Here is a 17,102-nt window from a genome sequence, read left to right as displayed (position 1 = left end):
GCCTCGGCATCGTCACCGCCCTCGCCCCCACCCACGGCACCCACACCCACACCACCGGCCACACCACCCACTGGGCACGCCTCACCACCACATAAGACGCACATTCTCAATATGGGGCAGCTGTCGGGTGGGGGTAGTTCCGCGGGGGCAAGCGCTCGCGATGCCGTGTTTGGGACGGAGCCACGGTGCGCCCGCACTTTCTCCAGCCGCTTCTCCTGCGAGCGCCTGGCGCACCTACGTCGCACTTCTTCCTTGCCTCAGAGGGCGTGACCCAGATGCGCGTCAAAGGGGCAATAAGTTGATCTTGGGCGTCTTGGGCGGTCCCGCCCGTCACTTGTTCGGCTCGGTGCCGTTGGGGGTGATGTTGAGTTGTCGTCCGGGCCCGGGGCGCTCTGTTCTTCTCGGCCGCAAGAGCCGAGCTGGTCGCACTTCAAGAACCTAACCAAGCGCATGGACCACCGAGGCCCTGATCGGGTACCGCGTCGTGCTCAAGGCCCTCGCGTCCGCCGCTGCACCGTCTACATCAATCGAGGGCCCGCTCAAGAAGGCGTCCGAGGTGAAGCCGATCACCGAGAGATCGACCCAGGGGAACTTGGCCATCTCGCCCTGACTGACTGAGCACATCAACCGGTTCGGCGAACAGTAGTGGTTGCCGGCGAAGGAGAGGAGTCCTTGCGGGCTGACGATGCGGGTCTGCTCAAGCTCGGCGGGGAACGGGCGGGTCGGCAGGTCCAGCAGCGGCTCGGCTTCGGCGAGCGCGGCGACCGTGGTCGAGGCTCCGTCGAGCTTGCGTTTGCGGCTGTCCATCTGGACGGCCAGCTTGTCCACGCCGTTCTGGCCTGCCTCGATATGCTGATGCCGTCCGGGACGGTTCGCCACCAGCGTTGGGCCGCTGAGTGGTTGGCCTTCTCAACGACGCCCTTGCGGTTGCCCCGCCGGGGCGGGCAGATGTCGACGCCGGCTCCGTAGTACTTCGCGACGCTGCGAAAGTCGGAAGGATCCGTCCGGTCGGCGGGTGGCAGACGGTGGCCATCCGGTCGAACCGCCACCTTCGGGCGGTTCCGCCCAGGCGCCGCAAAACGGCGTCGATGGCCTGGACCAAGTGCGGGAAGGTCTCTGCTTCCGCGAGCACGGCCCGCCATCGTCCCGAGTGGGCCAGGGCACCGACGAGGAGATGCGCGTTGGCGCCGACGCCCCACTCTGCGGGCGGTCCGGGAGCTCGACCCAGTCGAACTGGATCTCCTCGCCAGGAGGATGCGCGATGATCGCCACGTCGCGGCCGCTCGAAGCCCGGCATGGTTCGCAGTGGGGTCCCGCTTTGTATCGCCGCAGGGCCCGGGTGAAGGTTGAGTAGCCGCCCGAATAGCCGAGTTCCACCACTTCGTCGAAGAGCGTCGAGGCCCACAGGTGGGGGTGGTCGCTGAGTCGTTGCCGGCAGCACTCCAAGAAGGGCATGAACGCGTCCGGCCACTGACGTCGATATCCGGAGACTCGCTCGCCATTCAGATACGCGCGGATCGTCTTGCGGTCGTGCCCCAGGTGCCGGGCGATCGCCGAGATCGACCAGCCCTGGCGACGCAGTGCGTGAGCATCCACGTCTTCCTCCCAGGTGAGCATCCAGGGCCCTTCAACAGCCCGAACTCCGTGCTCACGCAGGCTCTCCACGACACGCCGACACCAGTTCGACACGCCGGGAAGATCACGCAATGGGTGGGGAGATCACCTGAGCAGGTTTGGCCACCTGAAGAGCGACACCTGGGGAGATTCAAGGATCTGACCGGAGTTTCGTGAATCCCCAGGTCAGCGGCGGAATGCGGGAACGTTCCCTCTGGGGATTTCTCGATCATGGGGGTTGGATCGCTCGAAGATGTGCTGTTTCCCGAGATCGATGTTCGGTTGGAACAGGTGAGCTTCGCCGGGGAGATGCTCATCCTGGAGGCGGCGGCCTGCGGCCCGCCACCCCGCTGCCCGGAGTGCCGGGCCCGAGGCAGGCGGGTGCACTCCTCGTATGAGCGAGGGTTGGCGGAACGCCCACTTGGAGGGCAGAAGTTGATTGTCCGCCTGCGGGTGCGTCGCTTCTTCTGCGACCGGCAGTCCTGCAAGCGACGGACGTTTGTCGAGCAGGTCAACGGGCTGAGCGAACGGTACCGCCGGTCCAGTCTGGAGCTGAAACAGTGGCTGCGGGCTGTCGCCATCGAGCTCGGGGGCCGGGCCGGCGAACGGCTGTGTCGCAAGCTGCAGATGGCCGCGGGCCGCAGCCGACTGCTGGAGCTGCTGGAAGCGCCGCCGGTCCCCGAACGGGCTCCGCGAGTGCTCGGAGTCGACGAGTTCGCCTTCCGCCGAGGCCGTCGATACGGCACTCTCCTCGTCGACATCGAGACGGGCCGCCCCATCGACGTGCTGCCCGACCGGACCTCCGAGACGTTCGCCGCCCGGCTTTCTGACCACCCCGGCGTGGAGATCATCTGCCGCGACCGCGCTTCCGCCTACAGCCGTGCGATCAAAGAGGCCGCACCGCACGCCTTGGAAGTAGCCGATCGCTGGCACCTGCTCCAGAACTTGTCCTCCGCGGTCGAGAAGACCTGTCACCAACACCGTGCCTGCCTGCGCAAACGACTTGAGGACGAGCCAGATACGAACGTGCCGGAGCCGCCGCCGATCCTCCTGCCTCCGCCCGTACTTCCCCGCACTTCCATGGTCGAATGGACCCGGCACTGCCACGCGGACGTCCACCGCCTGCTGGAACGCGGCTGGACGATCAGCGCCATCGGCCGCCACCTGGGACTGGACCGCAAGACCGTCCGACGCTTCAAGAACACCGGCCTCGACGTCATGCTCTCCTCAGCCCGCGACCGGCGCCCGAACGGTGTCCTGGAACCCTTCAAGCCGTATCTCATCGCACGCTTTTCAGCGGGGGCCACCAGCGGTACTCGGCTCTTCCAGGAGATCCGCGAGCGCGGCTACCGGGGCAGCGTGCAGGTCGTCCGCAAGAACCTCGCCGCCCTGCGAGCCAGCACCGCCGACCCGGTCCGAGTCTCCGTGCCCAGCCCGCGCAAGATCACAGGGTGGATCATGCGGCCGCGCGACACCCTGACCGCGAGCGAGACCGAACAACTTGAACAGGTCCGCCTGGCCTGTCCGGACATCGCCCGCGCATGCGATCTGGCCCGCGTCTAGCGAGGCCATGACCACTGCCCGCAGCTACGGCGGCCATGACGTCGCGCCGCCCCGGTCCCAGGCAGGCAACGCAGGCCCCTTGGCGCCATCAGGGCCGGCCGTATGCACGCATCCGCCCTCGACGCCCCGCTGCGATGACACCCCCGGGCTGACGCCGCCGGGCACAGGGCTACGGGACCCACGTGCCTGCGTCACGGAGCCCAAGAATGCAGACACATGCCCGCTTCAGCCCCTGCCAGCAGACTGTGGCGTTCACAGGGGCCACGCAGACGACGGGAGAGAGACGCTGGCCCGAGACGGGCGGTGACGTGCAGAGGCGTGAGTGCTTGGGGCGAAGGTAGTAGCTATCAGTCCGAGCCCGGCAAGCAGCCACCGGGCGGGATTGGGCTGACGAAATGTCCAGCCCATCGTGCAACGTGGCACGGCATCATGTGAAAATCTACAGCAGCGTAGTAAGAAGGGGAGGACTCCGAGGAGACCTTCCGCGCGATTTATGAGTTATCTAGTGTAACGGTGGCATTAAAGGCCGCAAATACGAATTTGAGCGGCTGGAATCCGACAACGGAACTGCATTGCGTTCCGGGCGGCAGGCCCGGCTTGCAAGGAACCCCCCCACCGCTTTGGCTGATGATCCCTTTAGCGGTTACTCCGGTGCATTCGCCTACAGCGCACGGGGTGAATACCGGCCCCCCGCTGTCGCCGCGAGCGACTGCTGTCTTGTCCTGGATATGGTGGGCGGCTGCCATGTGGTCGAGCCCGTCCTCGCTTATCTCGACAGCCAAGACCTTGATGTTGCAGTTCTCTCCGCTTTTTGATCCTCCAGTGCAGATCACGTCGCCGACATGGGTTCCTGTCGTGGCCCGGACTGGGCTGGACCAGGGTGATACCGGCATGTGACGGTAGATCCTTGGGGTGCTCGCAACGTCGAGCAGGGCAAGGTCCAGGCTGGGGGCCTGTTGGACAACCGTGCCGACGACTGGATTACTCAGGCTGCCAAAGCGAACGTTGCCGCCCATCACGGAGCAGTGAGCCGCACTCAGCATCATGGGTTTTCCGCTCACGGTCACGCCAAATCCAGTGGAACACAGTCCGCCGGAGTACCATGCTGCACCTCCCTTGTACGGTGCGGAGTCATTCTGCCTGTCGGAGGCTGGTGTAAAGGCGGTCTCTGCGGAATACGAGATTGGTATTCTAGTGTTCCGCACTGCTTGAAGCTTCTGAATTTCGTGCCTATCTCCGGCCACAGCCACCTGAAGGCCGGAGGCGTCGGCCTTCGGGTACGCCCGTACGATGCGAGACTTTCCTACTGACGGTTGAGATGCCATCTGATGTGCAGCCCGCTGCATTTCGGTCATAGAATAACTCGCGGGGAGTATCTTTACTGACAGGTTCCGCGGGGCCTTCTCCAAAATGCTCGAGATATTCTTAGGAGGAGAGCCCTTCCAGTAGAGTTCGATTTGACGATTCTCTGCAGACACAACAGCCGATCCGTAACCATGTCCGCCCGCTCTGAGGTCTTCGGCATGTACTTTGTCGGCCAGTAAGTCAAGATCATCCTGGACTTCAAAGAAATCACCCCAAGAAGCGAACCCCCCAGGAATCCGCTCGCTCGCGGCATCCGATACATCCGAGCCTTGAGCTAACCCGCCTGCCGCCAGCGTGACCCCAAGGGACAGGACGAGTGCTGCAACGTTCTTTCGTGCCCCGACAGGGACTTTCATCTCTGGCTCTCTTCCTTTACGGCGTAGCGGATCTGGCAGAGCCCTTCCAGCGAGGGCAGCGCGCTGCTCGGCTTCACATGCTCGGGCGCGACGCAAGCGATGAGATGAGCAAGGAGTGCCTACTTCAGCGCAGTCTTCGGACGCCAGCGCCATCGCCTTGCAGCCCAGCGCTGCTACTTGCGGGCTTGCCCGTCTAGTTGGGAAGGACTTCCAGTGCAGCGGGTAGGCAGTCCCTTCGATCACGCTGGAGAGCAACTGCCGTCATCGGGGCTGTTGCTGTCCATCTATTAGGCATCGCTTACTCAAGTCGGCCACGTGCGTGCCCCTTATGGTCATCGGACTCCCTGGCGTCGTGGAATCCGTGAGGCAGGGATTTCCAGTCCTTCTGAAAGGTCAGATGAGATGAACACGAGTGTCACGAGGAAGCGCATCATCGTATCTGCGGCAGCGGCGGCTCTAGCAGGCCTCTCCTTTGCCGGGGCTGCATCCGCCTCGGGTGGCTCGGAGCCCGTCAGAGAGCCGATTTACTCCACCTCGGCAACCAGTCCCAAGCTGAACCTCGGATATGGGTCGGTAGAAATACGCTGCGATAAAGACTATAAAGCGATCAATCATCACAGCAGTGCACGGTTGATGGTTAACGACCAGGATCCAGGGACGAGCTATGACACATCTTATGAGTACCGTGTCGACCGGCTCGCCCCGACCACGTACTACGGCGAAGGATTCAGGATCTACCGCAAGGATGTCCGGCATCCTCAGCAGTACCTGGCTTTCCGGATTAAGGCGACCATTACCTGTGCACACAAGGATTCTTTCCATCCGTAAGTGCTCAGTTCCGGCCGTCCCGGTGGCCGACTACTGGTCTTGAATCCAGAGCGGGATGTGTATTCGGCTGTGCCGAGCCTACTGGGTATGTAAGGGGCCACGGAGTTCAGAAGGGGCCAGCCTGAGCGCCCTCGGTTCGTACTGGCCCGGCTCCGCTAGATTCCAGATTGACGGTTCACGGCGGATGGCTTCATAATCAGCTATTTCGCTGTTGAGCCGGCGGCAGCGGCGCACTGGGAATGCCTTTATCCTCAGCGGTTACCGGCTCAACCCAATCCCAGAAAACCCTGCTGGAGGGTGTCGCCTGACTGTGGTGCCACCGGTAACGTGTTGCTAACGTCAGCCGGGAAAATGCGCTCTACCGCCTGCCTACGGCACCCTCGCACCTTCCGGAAGTTGAGTAGAAAATGCACAATCTGAGACAACTGACGAGGCTAAGATCTACTCTTGCCTCACCCCTATGACTGCATGACGAGCGGTCATATTAAGTAGGAGACTGGAGTCGGTGACGTGAAGTTGACCCGTATGCCCCGTATCTTCCTTGCAGCCTCTGTGGCTGCTATGGCACTGTTTGTTAATCCTGCTAGCGCGAGCGCCTCTCCCTTTGAGCCCACTCCTGTCGGCTTCCCTGTCTGCGGAGAATGGAATAATATCAACGGCGATCCAAACTTCCAGATTCGAAGTTGCGTTCAAAAGGGGTTATTGAACTTAACCCCCTATAATCGGGCTATCACTTACGTGAGAAATCACCACTTCCTGCCTGTGACGGTTGACCAGGTTGAGGCCCGGCTCTTCAGTAATAATGTAGGCCAGAATAATCCGAGTCGCTGGTTTTATCAGACGTTCCCGAGTGTTCCGAAGTCGGGTCCGACTTCCAACGGAACCCGGTTTGATGGTGATTGGGCTATAGACGAGTGGTGGAACAATAACACTGAGAAGGGTCAGGCTTCCATGTACGCGTTCCTCACGTTCGTTGCGACGCCTTCCCCTGCGATTGACTAGTTACCCGATACTCAACATTGTTTGGGCTTGATCACTCAATGCGCGACACATAGAGATGGGGCCATCCGTATCGCCGCAACGTAGGCAGGTAGCCAAGATGGTTCTATCTTCATCGGGCATGCTCATGAAGTTACTTCGCACTGGATGAGCTCCCTTCGAAGGCCACGGGAAGTTTTAATGGGGATGGTGGCCCCAACAGTGGCCCCTGGCGCTGGCCTACTGTCGGCCCGCCGCTACGAAGGCAGGACCACCCCAGCCGCAGGCTGACTTCCGGGCCTCACTGACGGAGACCCCTGCCCTAATACAATGGAGAAGTCCCGGCTCCGGCTGCTTGCTGGGCTGCAGTCGCACCGGGACTCCTCGTCTCGCTCATGTGAGGCGCTGTTGGCTATGGTGGCAGCTGTGCGGGGCGCCGCGGCGACGAGATGCTGACGGCCACGGTCATCTCCGGGTGCTCGCCGCTCACCGCGTACATCGGCGCTTCACCTACTGGTCGAGGTCCATGGGCCAATCTGTACCGTCAACTGTACCGGCTCGGGGCAAGAGGGAAGCTTGACTGGTCGCGGTGCGCGATGGAACTCGATCAGCGTCCGCGCGGTCAACAAGAGGCTGTTGGCGGAGGCGAATCCGACCGATCGAGGCAAGAGCGGATCGAAGGTCCACGTGCTCTGCGACCGCAACGGGCTGCCTCTGCAGGTGGGCATCTCCGGCGCGAACCTCCACGACAGCCAGGCTCTTGAGCCGCTGTTCACGCCGTGCCCCAGGCCCCGCCGCCCAGACCAAGCTGCACGCCGACAAGGGTTACGGCTTCGACCAACTGCGTCACTGGTTACGCCGCCGGCACATCGTGCCGCACATCGCCCGCCGCGGCATCGAACCCACCAGCAGATTCAGCCGGCACCGCTGGGTGGTTGAGCGCACGATGGCCTGGAGTGCGGCTGCCGCCACCTGCACCGCCAGCGCCTTGATGTGCTACCGCCGTACCGCTACTGAGGGTGAACTCGTGATGTCGCGTGGTTGCTCAGGTGGGTTGGATGGTCAGGCCGGTCTCGGCGAGGCAGCCGTCTATGAGGTCGCTGCGGTACTGGATGTGCCGTAAGCCGCGTCGGATGCGCTGGACGAGGTGTTCGGGGGTGCTGAAGGCGACGTTGGAGAGCCAGCCGCGCCGTAGTAGTGACCAGATCCCTTCGACGGGGTTGAGGTCGGGTGCGTAGGGCGGCAGGTAGTAGATGGTCAGCCAGTGGCGGGATGCGGCGAAGTCCCGCAGGCCGGCGGCCTTGTGGACGTTCAGGTTGTCCCAGATGAGCACGATCGGGCCGCCGAGCTGCTGGTGGGCGGCGATCAGCAGGTCCCGGTAGTCGCGCCAGGAGAAGCTTTTGCGGCCGTCGCGTCGGCCGTCGTCCCAGCGTGGCCGGTAGATCAGCCTTGAGCGGTGGCCGGGTTTGTAGCAGGTCAGGGCGGCGATGGAGATGCGTCTGTGGGAGCGGCCGCGGACCCGCACCACTGGGGTGCGGCCGCGTGGTGCCCAGGTCTTCGCGTGCGGCGGCGTCATGGAGGATCCGGCTTCGTCCTCGAAGACGAGCCAGGCTCCACGGGCCGCCGCGAGTCTTCCGCGCAGGGCCAGGTCTCCTTCACCCAGCCGGCCACGGCTTCGTCGTTCCGCTCGATGGCGCGTCGGGCCGGGACCTGGCAGGACCAGCCGTTGCGGACCAGCAGCTTGCGCACGCCCTGGATGGTGTAGGTCAGGTGGAAGCGCCGGCCGATCACGGTCTTGATCCGGCCCCGGGTCCAGCGCTGGTCTTCCCAGCCGTGCGCGGCCGGCCCCTTGGCCAGCTCCGCCTCCAGTTGGGCGAACTGCTTCTCGCTCAGCCTCGGCAGTGATGCCGGCCCCTGTGACCGCAGAGCCCGCGGGCCGCCCTCGTCCCACATCTGCCGCCATCGCTGCACCGAGCGGACGCTGACCCGCAGGTCCTTGGCGATCACTGAGCTCGCCTCGCCCTGGGCGAACCTCTCGGCCGCCTTGAGCCGTAACTCCTCGCGGAACTGCTGCCGTTCGGCGGTCAGCCCGCCCCCTTGTGGATACCGCATGCCCATGTGATACCGCAGCGGACGACGAGCCGTCAGCCCCTACGACTCCACGAGTTCATCCTCAGTAACTGAGACGACCTCTTAAACGAGACACGACCCTCACCGCGGTCGCCACTCACGCCCCAACGTCTGCACGCACAAAAGGCATACGACGTCCCTCACTTGCGAAGATGGTTAAGCGGCAAATGCATCAGCGCCCGTATCGCACGCAAAGGCATCGACTCCGCCGAACGCCTCGGCCGCCGCAGGCGGGTCATCAAACGCACCATCTCGTGGCTGACCGGCTACCGCCGACTCCACCACCGCGACGAAAGGCATCCCCCGCAACTATCTGGCGTTCCCGCGATGTATGTGACCGGGATGACCGTTCCAGCGGAACGTGGCGCGGCATCTGTGCTGTGCTGCCTGGGAGTGGCACGTAATGCGTGAGCTTGAGGCATCCCAGGGCGGCTGCGGCTGCGGAGCGTGGTGCAGGAAATGACCAGGCCAACGACGACCTGCGCCTGGCAGGCCAGCAGCTGCGGTGCTGGCGAGCAGCGTCAGATCGAAGCACGGCCTGGCGCGTCCTCCTCATGCTCTAGACCGCATGCCTGGATGCGGTCTAGGCCAGACGATCGCGCTCCGGACCTGGGGCAAGCGGGCGGACCAGGGCCGAGCCAAAGGCTCGGTACGAAAGCGGTGCCTCGATCCGCACGCACGCCAGGGAACTGATCGCTCCTACGGCAACGTGCACGGCTTCTGTCAGAACGGCATGTCGTCTTCCGGGCGAGCGGGGGCGCGCGCAGGAATGCCACTGGATGACCCTGCTGACACAGTGCTCCTGCAAGAAGAGCCACTCACCGCAGCAGGACTGTGCTCGCCGACCACACGCCAGCAAACCCCAGCACCTTGAATCCCCCGCTCTCTCCAGTAGATAGCCTTGGGCCTGACGGCCACGAATTTCTGGGGCCGGCCTGAAGGGGCAGCCAAGTAGAGTTTCCCCATGCGGCACATACTATTCGGGCGTCCAGCAGCCCAAGGCCGCGATACCCAAGGGTGCACCTGAAGGCCGCCTCGAAGAGCAGCCGGCACCTCAGAGGTCACCAGGCGTACGAGTACGCAGCATCTCTTGCAGTTCGCGCCGTGTTGTAATACCCAGCTTCTGGTAAATCCGCTGAAGATGGTTGTCAACAGTTCTGACCGACAGGACGAGAGCAGCTGCGATGTCCTTGCTTGTTGCACCGCCTGCGGTCAGGCGTGCGATCTCTGTTTCTCTCGCGGTGAGGTCTGCCGCATCGGTGGAATGAAAGATAAGCGGTGTTCGCGCACCCTCACACGTACTGATCCACTCGTGTGCCTTGCGGGAGGCGGCCGTGGCCCGCCGGATTTCACCGTTGCTGCGCAACACTGCAGCGGCGGTAGTAGCTGTTTCTGCAGCCAGCAGGCAGGCGCCAAGTGCCGCTAGATTCTCTCCCGATTGCAGCAGGGCCGCCGGGTTGTTGCCAGCCAGCGCTGCCGCCATGGCAGCACGAGCCTCGGCAAAGCGGCTGTCTGTGAGATCGGCCAGTTCAAGGAGACGGGAGGTGACTGATGAAGGGTCCCCGAGGCGTGCCACGTCGGTCAACAGCAAGATCTCCGAGGCGACAAATCCGCTTGCTCTGGCTTCTTCGGCTGCCGTAGTCAGAACAGCCTGGGCGTCTGCGAGCTGCCCCCTTCCTGCGAGTATCCACGCCTTCCCTATGCGCTCCTGACCCCGGCAGTAGCCTATGGACGGGTACCGCTGGGCCTCGTCCTCGATTCGTTCTGCCTCCACATTTTGGCCCATGACAGCCGTTGCTGCGGCTAGTCCTGCCATCGCCAGCCGGTATCCGAGGTAGTTGTGGTGGGTTCGGGCCTGGGAAACGGACTCAGCGAACCATGCTCGTGCGGCGGAAACTCGTCCAGCTAGCCACTCTGTGTGGCCTTGGTAGTAGGCGAGCCAGAGGCCACTGACTGGATCTCGGACCTTGCCCAGCAGGTCCCATGCCTGATTGCCGACGGCTCGCGCCTCGTCCAGCATGCCTGCCTCTGCAAGGCTGAGGACCAACGGCACCAGCTGGCCGGTGGGGTGCATGAGCAGCGCTTGGTTGTTGTACTGGCGATGCAACTCGTATGCGTGCTTCGACCAGCTGATGGCATCAGCGGTGCGACCGGTGAGGGCCAGCGCTGCAGTCTTCATCATGGCTCCTCGGAGCCAGATGCTGATGTCAGGGGCGTTCTGGGGGTCCGAATCCAACTTTTCGAGCGATTTCAAACCCTCCCTCGGTTTTCCGTCCAGGACCTGCAAGAACCCGCCATTTATTCGGAGCATGTGTTGTTTGTCTTTGCCGGTCAGAGTGCGGAGCGCCTCCTCATTCACGGCAAGAGCTTCACTAGTGCGCGCGCCGTGCCACAGCAGGACCATGGTGCGCGCAAAAGCGATTTTGAGCCGTTCGGCATCTGTGTTCGCCGCGGAGTGTGCCTCTCTCAAGGTTTTCTCGGCTTGGTCTGGCTCGCCAGTCCTGAACAAGGATTCACCCAGCATGAGCAGCGTTTGTGAATTTTGTTGGCCCGCTGGCAGAGACCGCAATAGGGAGACCACCTGGCTATAGTCGTGGGCGTGGCGTGAGAGAACCGCAGCCTGAATCAATAGACCAGGATCCGTGGTGCCTGTTGCCGCAAGCTCCCATGTTGCAATTTTAAGTGTGTCATTTCGCCGCCGAGCCCCCCGAGTGGCCAACCTACGTGTCGCATTGAGCAGGATCTCCTTTCTTCTTGCCGGCGCTATCCCGTCCCCTATCAGCTCAGCATAAAGTGGGTGCCCGAGTGTCAGAGATATTCGGCGACCTGTACGTATGGTGCGAATGAGTCCAGTCCGCTCAAGGTCAGTCAGCACTTTGAGCGACGTCAGGGACTCGGCATCTGATAGCGCAAGGGTGTCACAGAGAGCCAAGGTATCGAGAACATACTGGCTCTCTGCTGGCGCATCGGAAAGCCTAGCATTTACGAGTTCTGTCAGCTTCGCTGTCTTCGGCAGCGTGCCTTCCGTTAGCTGCCAGACCTGGTCATGGCAGGTGAGTGCTTGGGAGGTCAGCGCGCCGATTACCAGCTCTCGTAGGTAAAGGAGATTCCCGCCCGAGGTTTCATAGAATTCACGTATTGTCCGCTGGCCCACAAGGCCGCCGAGTGCAACTTTCAGTACCGCTTCAGCTTCGGAGAGTGTGCATTCTCTCAGTTCGATACGATGTACGTCATTTGCCTGCGAAAGCGTAAGGAGACTGCTATTCGGCGCTTCCCCGGTCCGGATCGTTCCGAGGATCTTCACCGTTTGTGATTCCATTAGATGGCGTAGTAGGGCGGCAGATGTGCCATCAATATGATGGAGATCATCAATGAAAATTAGTTGCTCGCTGTCCCCTCCTTCTCGACTAAGTGTCTGGCTGGCCGTGGTGAAGGCTCTGGCGGGCTCCATTTGGCTGACTCCAGCGGGCAGGAGGTGCGCAATGGAGCCCAGTGGTATTCTGCTTACGGACTGAGTTGCCCTAGCCCGGCCTACACGGATTCCTTTAACCTCTGCCAGGGATGAGCATTCTTCAGCTAGGAGCGATTTACCTACGCCGAGTGCACCGTAGATAAGGAATCCCCGGCTCTGTTGGTCTTGAAGGAAACGAGAAAATTCCTCAGTTTCCTGCTTACGGCCAACCATGGGCCATCCGGACATCGCATGCTCCATACCGCTGCAACCTGATGGTTTGCTCCACTAGTGCAGCTCGTCCAGGCTTGACAACAACGGTTTCAGTATCCGGCTCTACCGTCATCTACGCGAGCCCTGACGCCCTTATCTCCAGAAGTCTTCCGTTCGCGAGAGCACGCTGGCAAGGCTCCGTTACGATCAGTAGCCATCACGTTCCAACGCCTCCCTTCCCACTAGCCAGCTGCCCGGCGAGGACTGCGCCTGTGCGCCCAGTTGGCGCCGGAAAGGCCATGAGTTCATCACTGTCAGACGCTTGGCCGGAGAATATGAGCCGCGAACTCACCCCCGAGAATCGACGCCGACCTGGCAACCGAAACGAACATCACGCCTACATCATCGTAAACAATGATCAGATGCCCTCAACAACAGGCAAGTTACCTGGTTTACGAGGACCAGGGACTGGGATCTGACGGAGCTGTAATATCGCCTGGCGCGGCGAGACCGGCCTCGGAGCAAATATAGAGCGGCAATACGCGAGATTCTGACGGCTCGCAAAGAGCGCGCCCAGGGTTTTAACTGCCCTTTGAGCCTGAATCAGACATCGTCTGATTCCGGCTGCGGAGACCACGATCACAGCATGATCCGAGAGGAACTCATACGAGAGGGAAGCTTTCACCTCACCTGGACTCGACCGAACACGGCTGAAAACCCTCCTCGATCGCATCAGCGTCCTCAAGCCCCCGGTCTCCGCTAAGCGCCTGACAGCGATGAACTCATGGCCATTCCGGCGGAAATTGACGAGCGCACAGGTGCAATGAGCATCCTCAGACCAGGCACCGGCTGCGCCATTCCTGGTTGCGCCAGCAGCCCTCGCGCGGTCGCCAGGTAGAACCGCATAGCGAGGGTCCCTCCCGCGACCGGAGTCGTGGCCGGTGCACGTGACAGTGAAGCCAGTCAGACTGACGCGAAAACTGACAGTGCAAGCATCTTGCGAACAGTCCGCCTCCGCACGTCTGCACCCTGCTCCCCGTCATGCCCGACGCAGTGCGCCCGCGACTGCTTGCCCGCTCCCACAGTTCTCTTGACGCTGCGTCGTAGGTGACCGCCAGCAGAATGTCCCTCGATCACCCATCATTTCGGCAATGGGCGAAACCAAGCAGCCGAGGCGCGATTGACCAGGTCGACGTCGATGTCGGTGACGGCATCGCGGCTGGCAGGTACTGGAAGGCGCGGGAACAGGCCAGCAGATGCTGCTGGCTGCATACTTGCCGCAGGCCCAGGCGAGGGACCCAGAAGCGGCGTGGCTTCCCAGGGACCGCGCGGTTGGCTTGGCGCCGTGGCTGCTGTGATGACTGGCTGTGCTGACGCCGGGTGTGATGTGCTGGGCCGCCGTGAATGAAGCGTCCAGTCCCCGGCAAGTCCCGGTTCGCTATCACGCCGGCCGCAACAGCGGCCGCGCCGGGGATGCCAGCTGGGCGTGCCAGTCCCTCGGCTGAGGGCCTCGATCAGGAGAAGCGCAGATGAAGGAACCAGAGAAGACCACCTGGCACAAGAGCGCATGCATCTTATGCGAGAACAACTGCGGTATTCAGCTCCAGCTTGAAGAGCGTCGCTTTGCGAAGATCCGCGGCGACAAGGACCACGTTGCCACTGGCGGCTATACCTGCAACAAGGCCCTGCGCCTGGACCACTATCAAAACAGCGGGGCCAGGCTGACCACCCCCCTGCGCCGCGAGGCAGACGGCAGGTTCACCCCGATCGGCTGGGACACCGCGTTCAACGAGATCGCCGCCCGCCTGAAGGCGGTGCGCGACACCCACGGCGGCAAGACGATCTTCTTCTACGGAGGCGGCGGACAGGGCAACCACCTAGGCGGCGCCTACAGCGGCGCCCTGATGCGCGCCCTGGGCGCCCGCTACCGCTCCAACCCGCTCGCCCAAGAAAAGACCGGCGAAAGCTTCGTCGACGCCCACCTGACCGGCGGCCACACCACGGGCGACTTCGAGCACGCTGAGGTCGCGGTGTTCCTCGGCAAGAACCCCTGGCAGTCCCACGGCGTGCCGCGCGCCCGCACCGTGCTCAAAGAAATTGCCAAAGATCCAGCCCGCACCATGATCGTCATCGATCCGGTCCGTACCGAGACCGCCGACCTTGCCGACATCCACCTGCAGCTGCGCCCCGGCACCGACGCCTGGTGCCTGACCGGAATCCTCGGTGTCCTGGTCCAGGAAGACCTCATCGACTACACCTTCCTGAAAGCCCGCACCACACAAGCAGAGGAAGTCCTGCCCCATCTCACAGAGGTGAACGTCACCCACTGCGCGACGGTGTGCGGCCTGGAGGAAGACCTGCTACGCACCGCAGCACGGCGCATCGGCACCGCGCAGAGTGTGTCCACTTATGAGGACCTCGGGGTGCAGCAGGGCCCCAACAGCACGCTCATCTCCTACCTCAACAAGCTCATCTGGCTTCTCACCGGGAACTTCGGCAAACCCGGCGCCATGCAGCCGCACTCTTGGATGGCACCCCTGGCCCGCTACGAAACCTCCACTCGCCACACCCCGGTCACCGGGGCCCGCATGCCCGGCGGACTCGTGCCATGCAACGTCATTGCCGAGGAGATCCTTACCGACCATCCCGACCGGTTCCGCGCGATGATCATCGAGTCGTCCAACCCCGCCCACTCCCTGGCCGACTCAGTTGCCTTCACCCAGGCACTTGCCGCCCTGGACCTGGTCGTTGTCATCGACATTGCCCTGACGGAGACCGGCCGGCACGCTGACTACGTGCTCCCCGCCTCCTCCCAGTTCGAAAAGTGGGAAGCAACCTTCTTCACTTTCGAATTCCCCCGCAACACCTTCCACCTGCGTAACCCCGTTCTCACGCCGTTGCCTGGCACCCTGCCTGAACCTGAGATCTACGCACGCCTCATCAGAGAACTCCACGCCGTTCCATTCAGTCGGCTGGCGGTACTCCGCACCGCCGCCCGCATGGGCCGCACACCCTACAAAATCGCCTTCGCTGCCCTTGCGGCGGCCGACAAGAACACCCTCCCCATGGCCCCCTACCTACTCTACGAAACCCTGGGCCCCACCCTCCCCGACAAAGCCCGCGCAGCCGCCGTGCTGTGGGCGCTCACACAGCGCATTGCCAAGGAGTACCCCAAAGCCATGCGCCGGGCCGGCCACACCAGTGCCGACGCCCTCTTCGACGCAATGCTGAATAGCCGCTCCGGCATCACCTTCACCCAGGACCAGCCCGAAGACGCCTGGAGCTACATACCGCACCCCGGCCACCGCATCCCGCTACACATCCCCGAACTCCTCGACCTGCTCAACGCCCTGGACACAACACCCGCCGTGCACACCACCGGCGAGTTCCCCTTCATCCTGGCCGCAGGACAGCGCCGGGCCTTCACGGCAAACACCATCTTCCGCGACACCACCTGGCGCCTACGCGACCCAGGCGGCGCCCTGCGCATCAGCCCCGACGACGCTCAGCGCCTCGGCCTGAGCGACGGCAGCCGGGCCCAGGTCACGACCCGGCGTGGAACCGCGCAGGCCACGGTGGAGATCGACGACCGACTGCAAATCGGCCACGCGGCCCTGCCCAACGGCTTTGGCCTCGACCTTCCCACCGAAAATGGCTCCCTCGAGCGCACTGGCGTAGCCCTTAATATGCTCACAGACCTGCACTGGCGCGACCCCATCGCTGGTACCCCCTGGCATAAGCATGTGCCCGCCCGCATCGAGCCCCTGCCGGACTGACCCAAGCAGAACACCGCTTCACCGCCATCGTCGGTGGAGGCGGAACACCGCACTCCTGGCAGTACCGCCGACCCACATCGCCAGACATGGACATGCATACCCAGCCGTAGAGACCTCACGACCCAGCGTTCAAAATCCCTACTGAGGGCTGGAGGCTGTGTGTTAGCGGTTCGGGCGGTTCGGGTGCAGGGGGATTCAATCGTTCCAGCGGCGGCGGTGTGTCATGGCGCGGTGGCCAGGCAGCTGACAAGAGTGAGGCAAGTGTCGGCAGTACTGGTTGCCAGTGGCCGCACTGGCAGCCGTTGCTGAGTGCAGGCTTGGGAAGGCGGGGTGTCGACGACCGGGGATGGTCGCGCCAAGTCCCGTCTCACCAGCGTGATTAGAGGCTACAGGCGGCAGCATGTGGGGTAGGAAGCTGACGCCGACGAGGCGCATGCCCAGATCTCACGTCAAGTAGAGGGGCTGTCGATTGAGCGCAATCTACTCATAGTTCCCTCCTGTTTGCAGTGATCAAATCAAGGGTGAAGCGATGAGGTGTGGTTGGTACCCCGGTATACCTCATCGTCGCGGGCTGCCTCTTGCGTTAAGACGTCATCTCATTTGGGTCGGTAGGCTGTCGGTCGTGGTGGGGATCGTTGAGCGGCTGGTGCCGGATGAGTTGTGGGAGTTGTTCCAGCGGGTGGTGCCGGAGGCGCCGTCGCGGCCTCAGGGCGGTGGCCGGCGCCGGCATGGTGACCGGGAGGTGCTGGCTGCGATCGTGTTCGTGGCCACGTCGGGCTGTGGCAGCAGTTGCCGGCAGCGTCGTTCGGACCGTCGGGAGCGACGGCC

Annotated in this window: 9 protein-coding genes and 2 pseudogenes; 6 read left to right on the top strand and 5 right to left on the bottom strand. The window is 63.0% G+C overall.

All coding sequences use genetic code 11. The annotated features are described in order from the left end of the window. Window positions 1–438: 438 nt before the first annotated feature. Window positions 439–828, bottom strand: a complete 390-nt coding sequence (locus ACF08N_RS36245) for a hypothetical protein (protein ID WP_392328992.1) — start codon at window positions 826–828, stop codon at window positions 439–441. A 1,017-nt stretch (window positions 829–1,845) separates the two neighbouring features. Between ACF08N_RS36245 and ACF08N_RS36240 the strand changes: the two genes are divergently transcribed. Further along, window positions 1,846–3,177 carry an ISL3 family transposase gene (locus ACF08N_RS36240; protein WP_392328991.1) on the top strand — a complete coding sequence of 444 codons (1,332 nt, stop codon included), beginning with the start codon at window positions 1,846–1,848 and terminating at the stop codon, window positions 3,175–3,177. Between the two features lie 491 nt (window positions 3,178–3,668). Here the strand turns inward: ACF08N_RS36240 and ACF08N_RS36235 are convergent, their stop codons facing one another. Continuing rightward, on the bottom strand, window positions 3,669–4,898 hold the full coding sequence (locus ACF08N_RS36235; RefSeq protein WP_392328990.1) for a S1 family peptidase: 1,230 nt from the start codon (window positions 4,896–4,898) through the stop codon (window positions 3,669–3,671). 402 nt (window positions 4,899–5,300) lie between these two features. Here ACF08N_RS36235 and ACF08N_RS36230 point away from each other — a divergent pair, with 402 nt between their 5' ends. After that, the gene (locus ACF08N_RS36230; RefSeq protein WP_392328989.1) at window positions 5,301–5,726 is read left to right on the top strand and encodes a hypothetical protein; all 426 of its coding nucleotides are present in this window, start codon (window positions 5,301–5,303) and stop codon (window positions 5,724–5,726) included. A gap of 1,412 nt (window positions 5,727–7,138) precedes the next feature. Beyond that, window positions 7,139–7,688: pseudogene (locus ACF08N_RS36225) on the top strand (IS5 family transposase); the annotation flags it as partial. Between the two features lie 61 nt (window positions 7,689–7,749). Here the strand turns inward: ACF08N_RS36225 and ACF08N_RS36220 are convergent. Beyond that, window positions 7,750–8,280 (bottom strand): transposase, encoded by a 531-nt coding sequence (locus tag ACF08N_RS36220; protein WP_392328988.1) that lies wholly within the window; start codon window positions 8,278–8,280, stop codon window positions 7,750–7,752. After that, window positions 8,277–8,816, bottom strand: coding sequence for a transposase (locus ACF08N_RS36215; RefSeq protein WP_392328987.1), 540 nt, complete (start codon window positions 8,814–8,816; stop codon window positions 8,277–8,279). Before ACF08N_RS36215 ends, ACF08N_RS36220 begins: the two co-directional genes overlap by 4 nt. A gap of 85 nt (window positions 8,817–8,901) precedes the next feature. Here ACF08N_RS36215 and ACF08N_RS36210 point away from each other — a divergent pair. Continuing rightward, a pseudogene (locus ACF08N_RS36210) lies at window positions 8,902–9,171 on the top strand (IS5/IS1182 family transposase); the annotation flags it as partial. A gap of 717 nt (window positions 9,172–9,888) precedes the next feature. Here ACF08N_RS36210 and ACF08N_RS36205 read toward each other — a convergent pair. Then, entirely contained in the window at window positions 9,889–12,519 is a 2,631-nt protein-coding gene (locus ACF08N_RS36205) for a LuxR C-terminal-related transcriptional regulator (protein WP_392328986.1), read from the bottom strand. 1,508 nt (window positions 12,520–14,027) lie between these two features. Here ACF08N_RS36205 and ACF08N_RS36200 point away from each other — a divergent pair. Both ACF08N_RS36200 and ACF08N_RS36195 read left to right on the top strand, forming a co-directional pair. Next, the gene (locus tag ACF08N_RS36200) at window positions 14,028–16,274 is read left to right on the top strand and encodes a molybdopterin-dependent oxidoreductase (RefSeq protein WP_392328985.1); all 2,247 of its coding nucleotides are present in this window, start codon (window positions 14,028–14,030) and stop codon (window positions 16,272–16,274) included. A gap of 622 nt (window positions 16,275–16,896) precedes the next feature. Next, window positions 16,897–17,102 (top strand): transposase (locus ACF08N_RS36195; protein WP_392328984.1); only part of this gene is annotated, 206 nt, incomplete at its 3' end.

Source organism: Streptomyces sp. NPDC015127, assembly GCF_043080095.1.
GTDB lineage: Bacteria > Actinomycetota > Actinomycetes > Streptomycetales > Streptomycetaceae > Streptomyces.
Note: the sequence above shows the minus strand (reverse complement) of the source record. Positions and strands in the feature narration are given on the sequence as shown.

Bases quoted from the DNA above. Each gene is read 5' to 3' on its own strand.
- ACF08N_RS36205 (WP_392328986.1), bottom strand. From the start codon at position 12,519: ATGGTTGGCCGTAAGCAGGAAACTGAGGAATTTTCTCGTTTCCTTCAA.
- ACF08N_RS36235 (WP_392328990.1), bottom strand. From the start codon at position 4,898: ATGAAAGTCCCTGTCGGGGCACGAAAGAACGTTGCAGCACTCGTCCTG.
- ACF08N_RS36230 (WP_392328989.1), top strand. From the start codon at position 5,301: ATGAACACGAGTGTCACGAGGAAGCGCATCATCGTATCTGCGGCAGCG.
- ACF08N_RS36220 (WP_392328988.1), bottom strand. From the start codon at position 8,280: ATGACGCCGCCGCACGCGAAGACCTGGGCACCACGCGGCCGCACCCCA.
- ACF08N_RS36215 (WP_392328987.1), bottom strand. From the start codon at position 8,816: ATGCGGTATCCACAAGGGGGCGGGCTGACCGCCGAACGGCAGCAGTTC.
- ACF08N_RS36200 (WP_392328985.1), top strand. From the start codon at position 14,028: ATGAAGGAACCAGAGAAGACCACCTGGCACAAGAGCGCATGCATCTTA.
- ACF08N_RS36240 (WP_392328991.1), top strand. From the start codon at position 1,846: ATGGGGGTTGGATCGCTCGAAGATGTGCTGTTTCCCGAGATCGATGTT.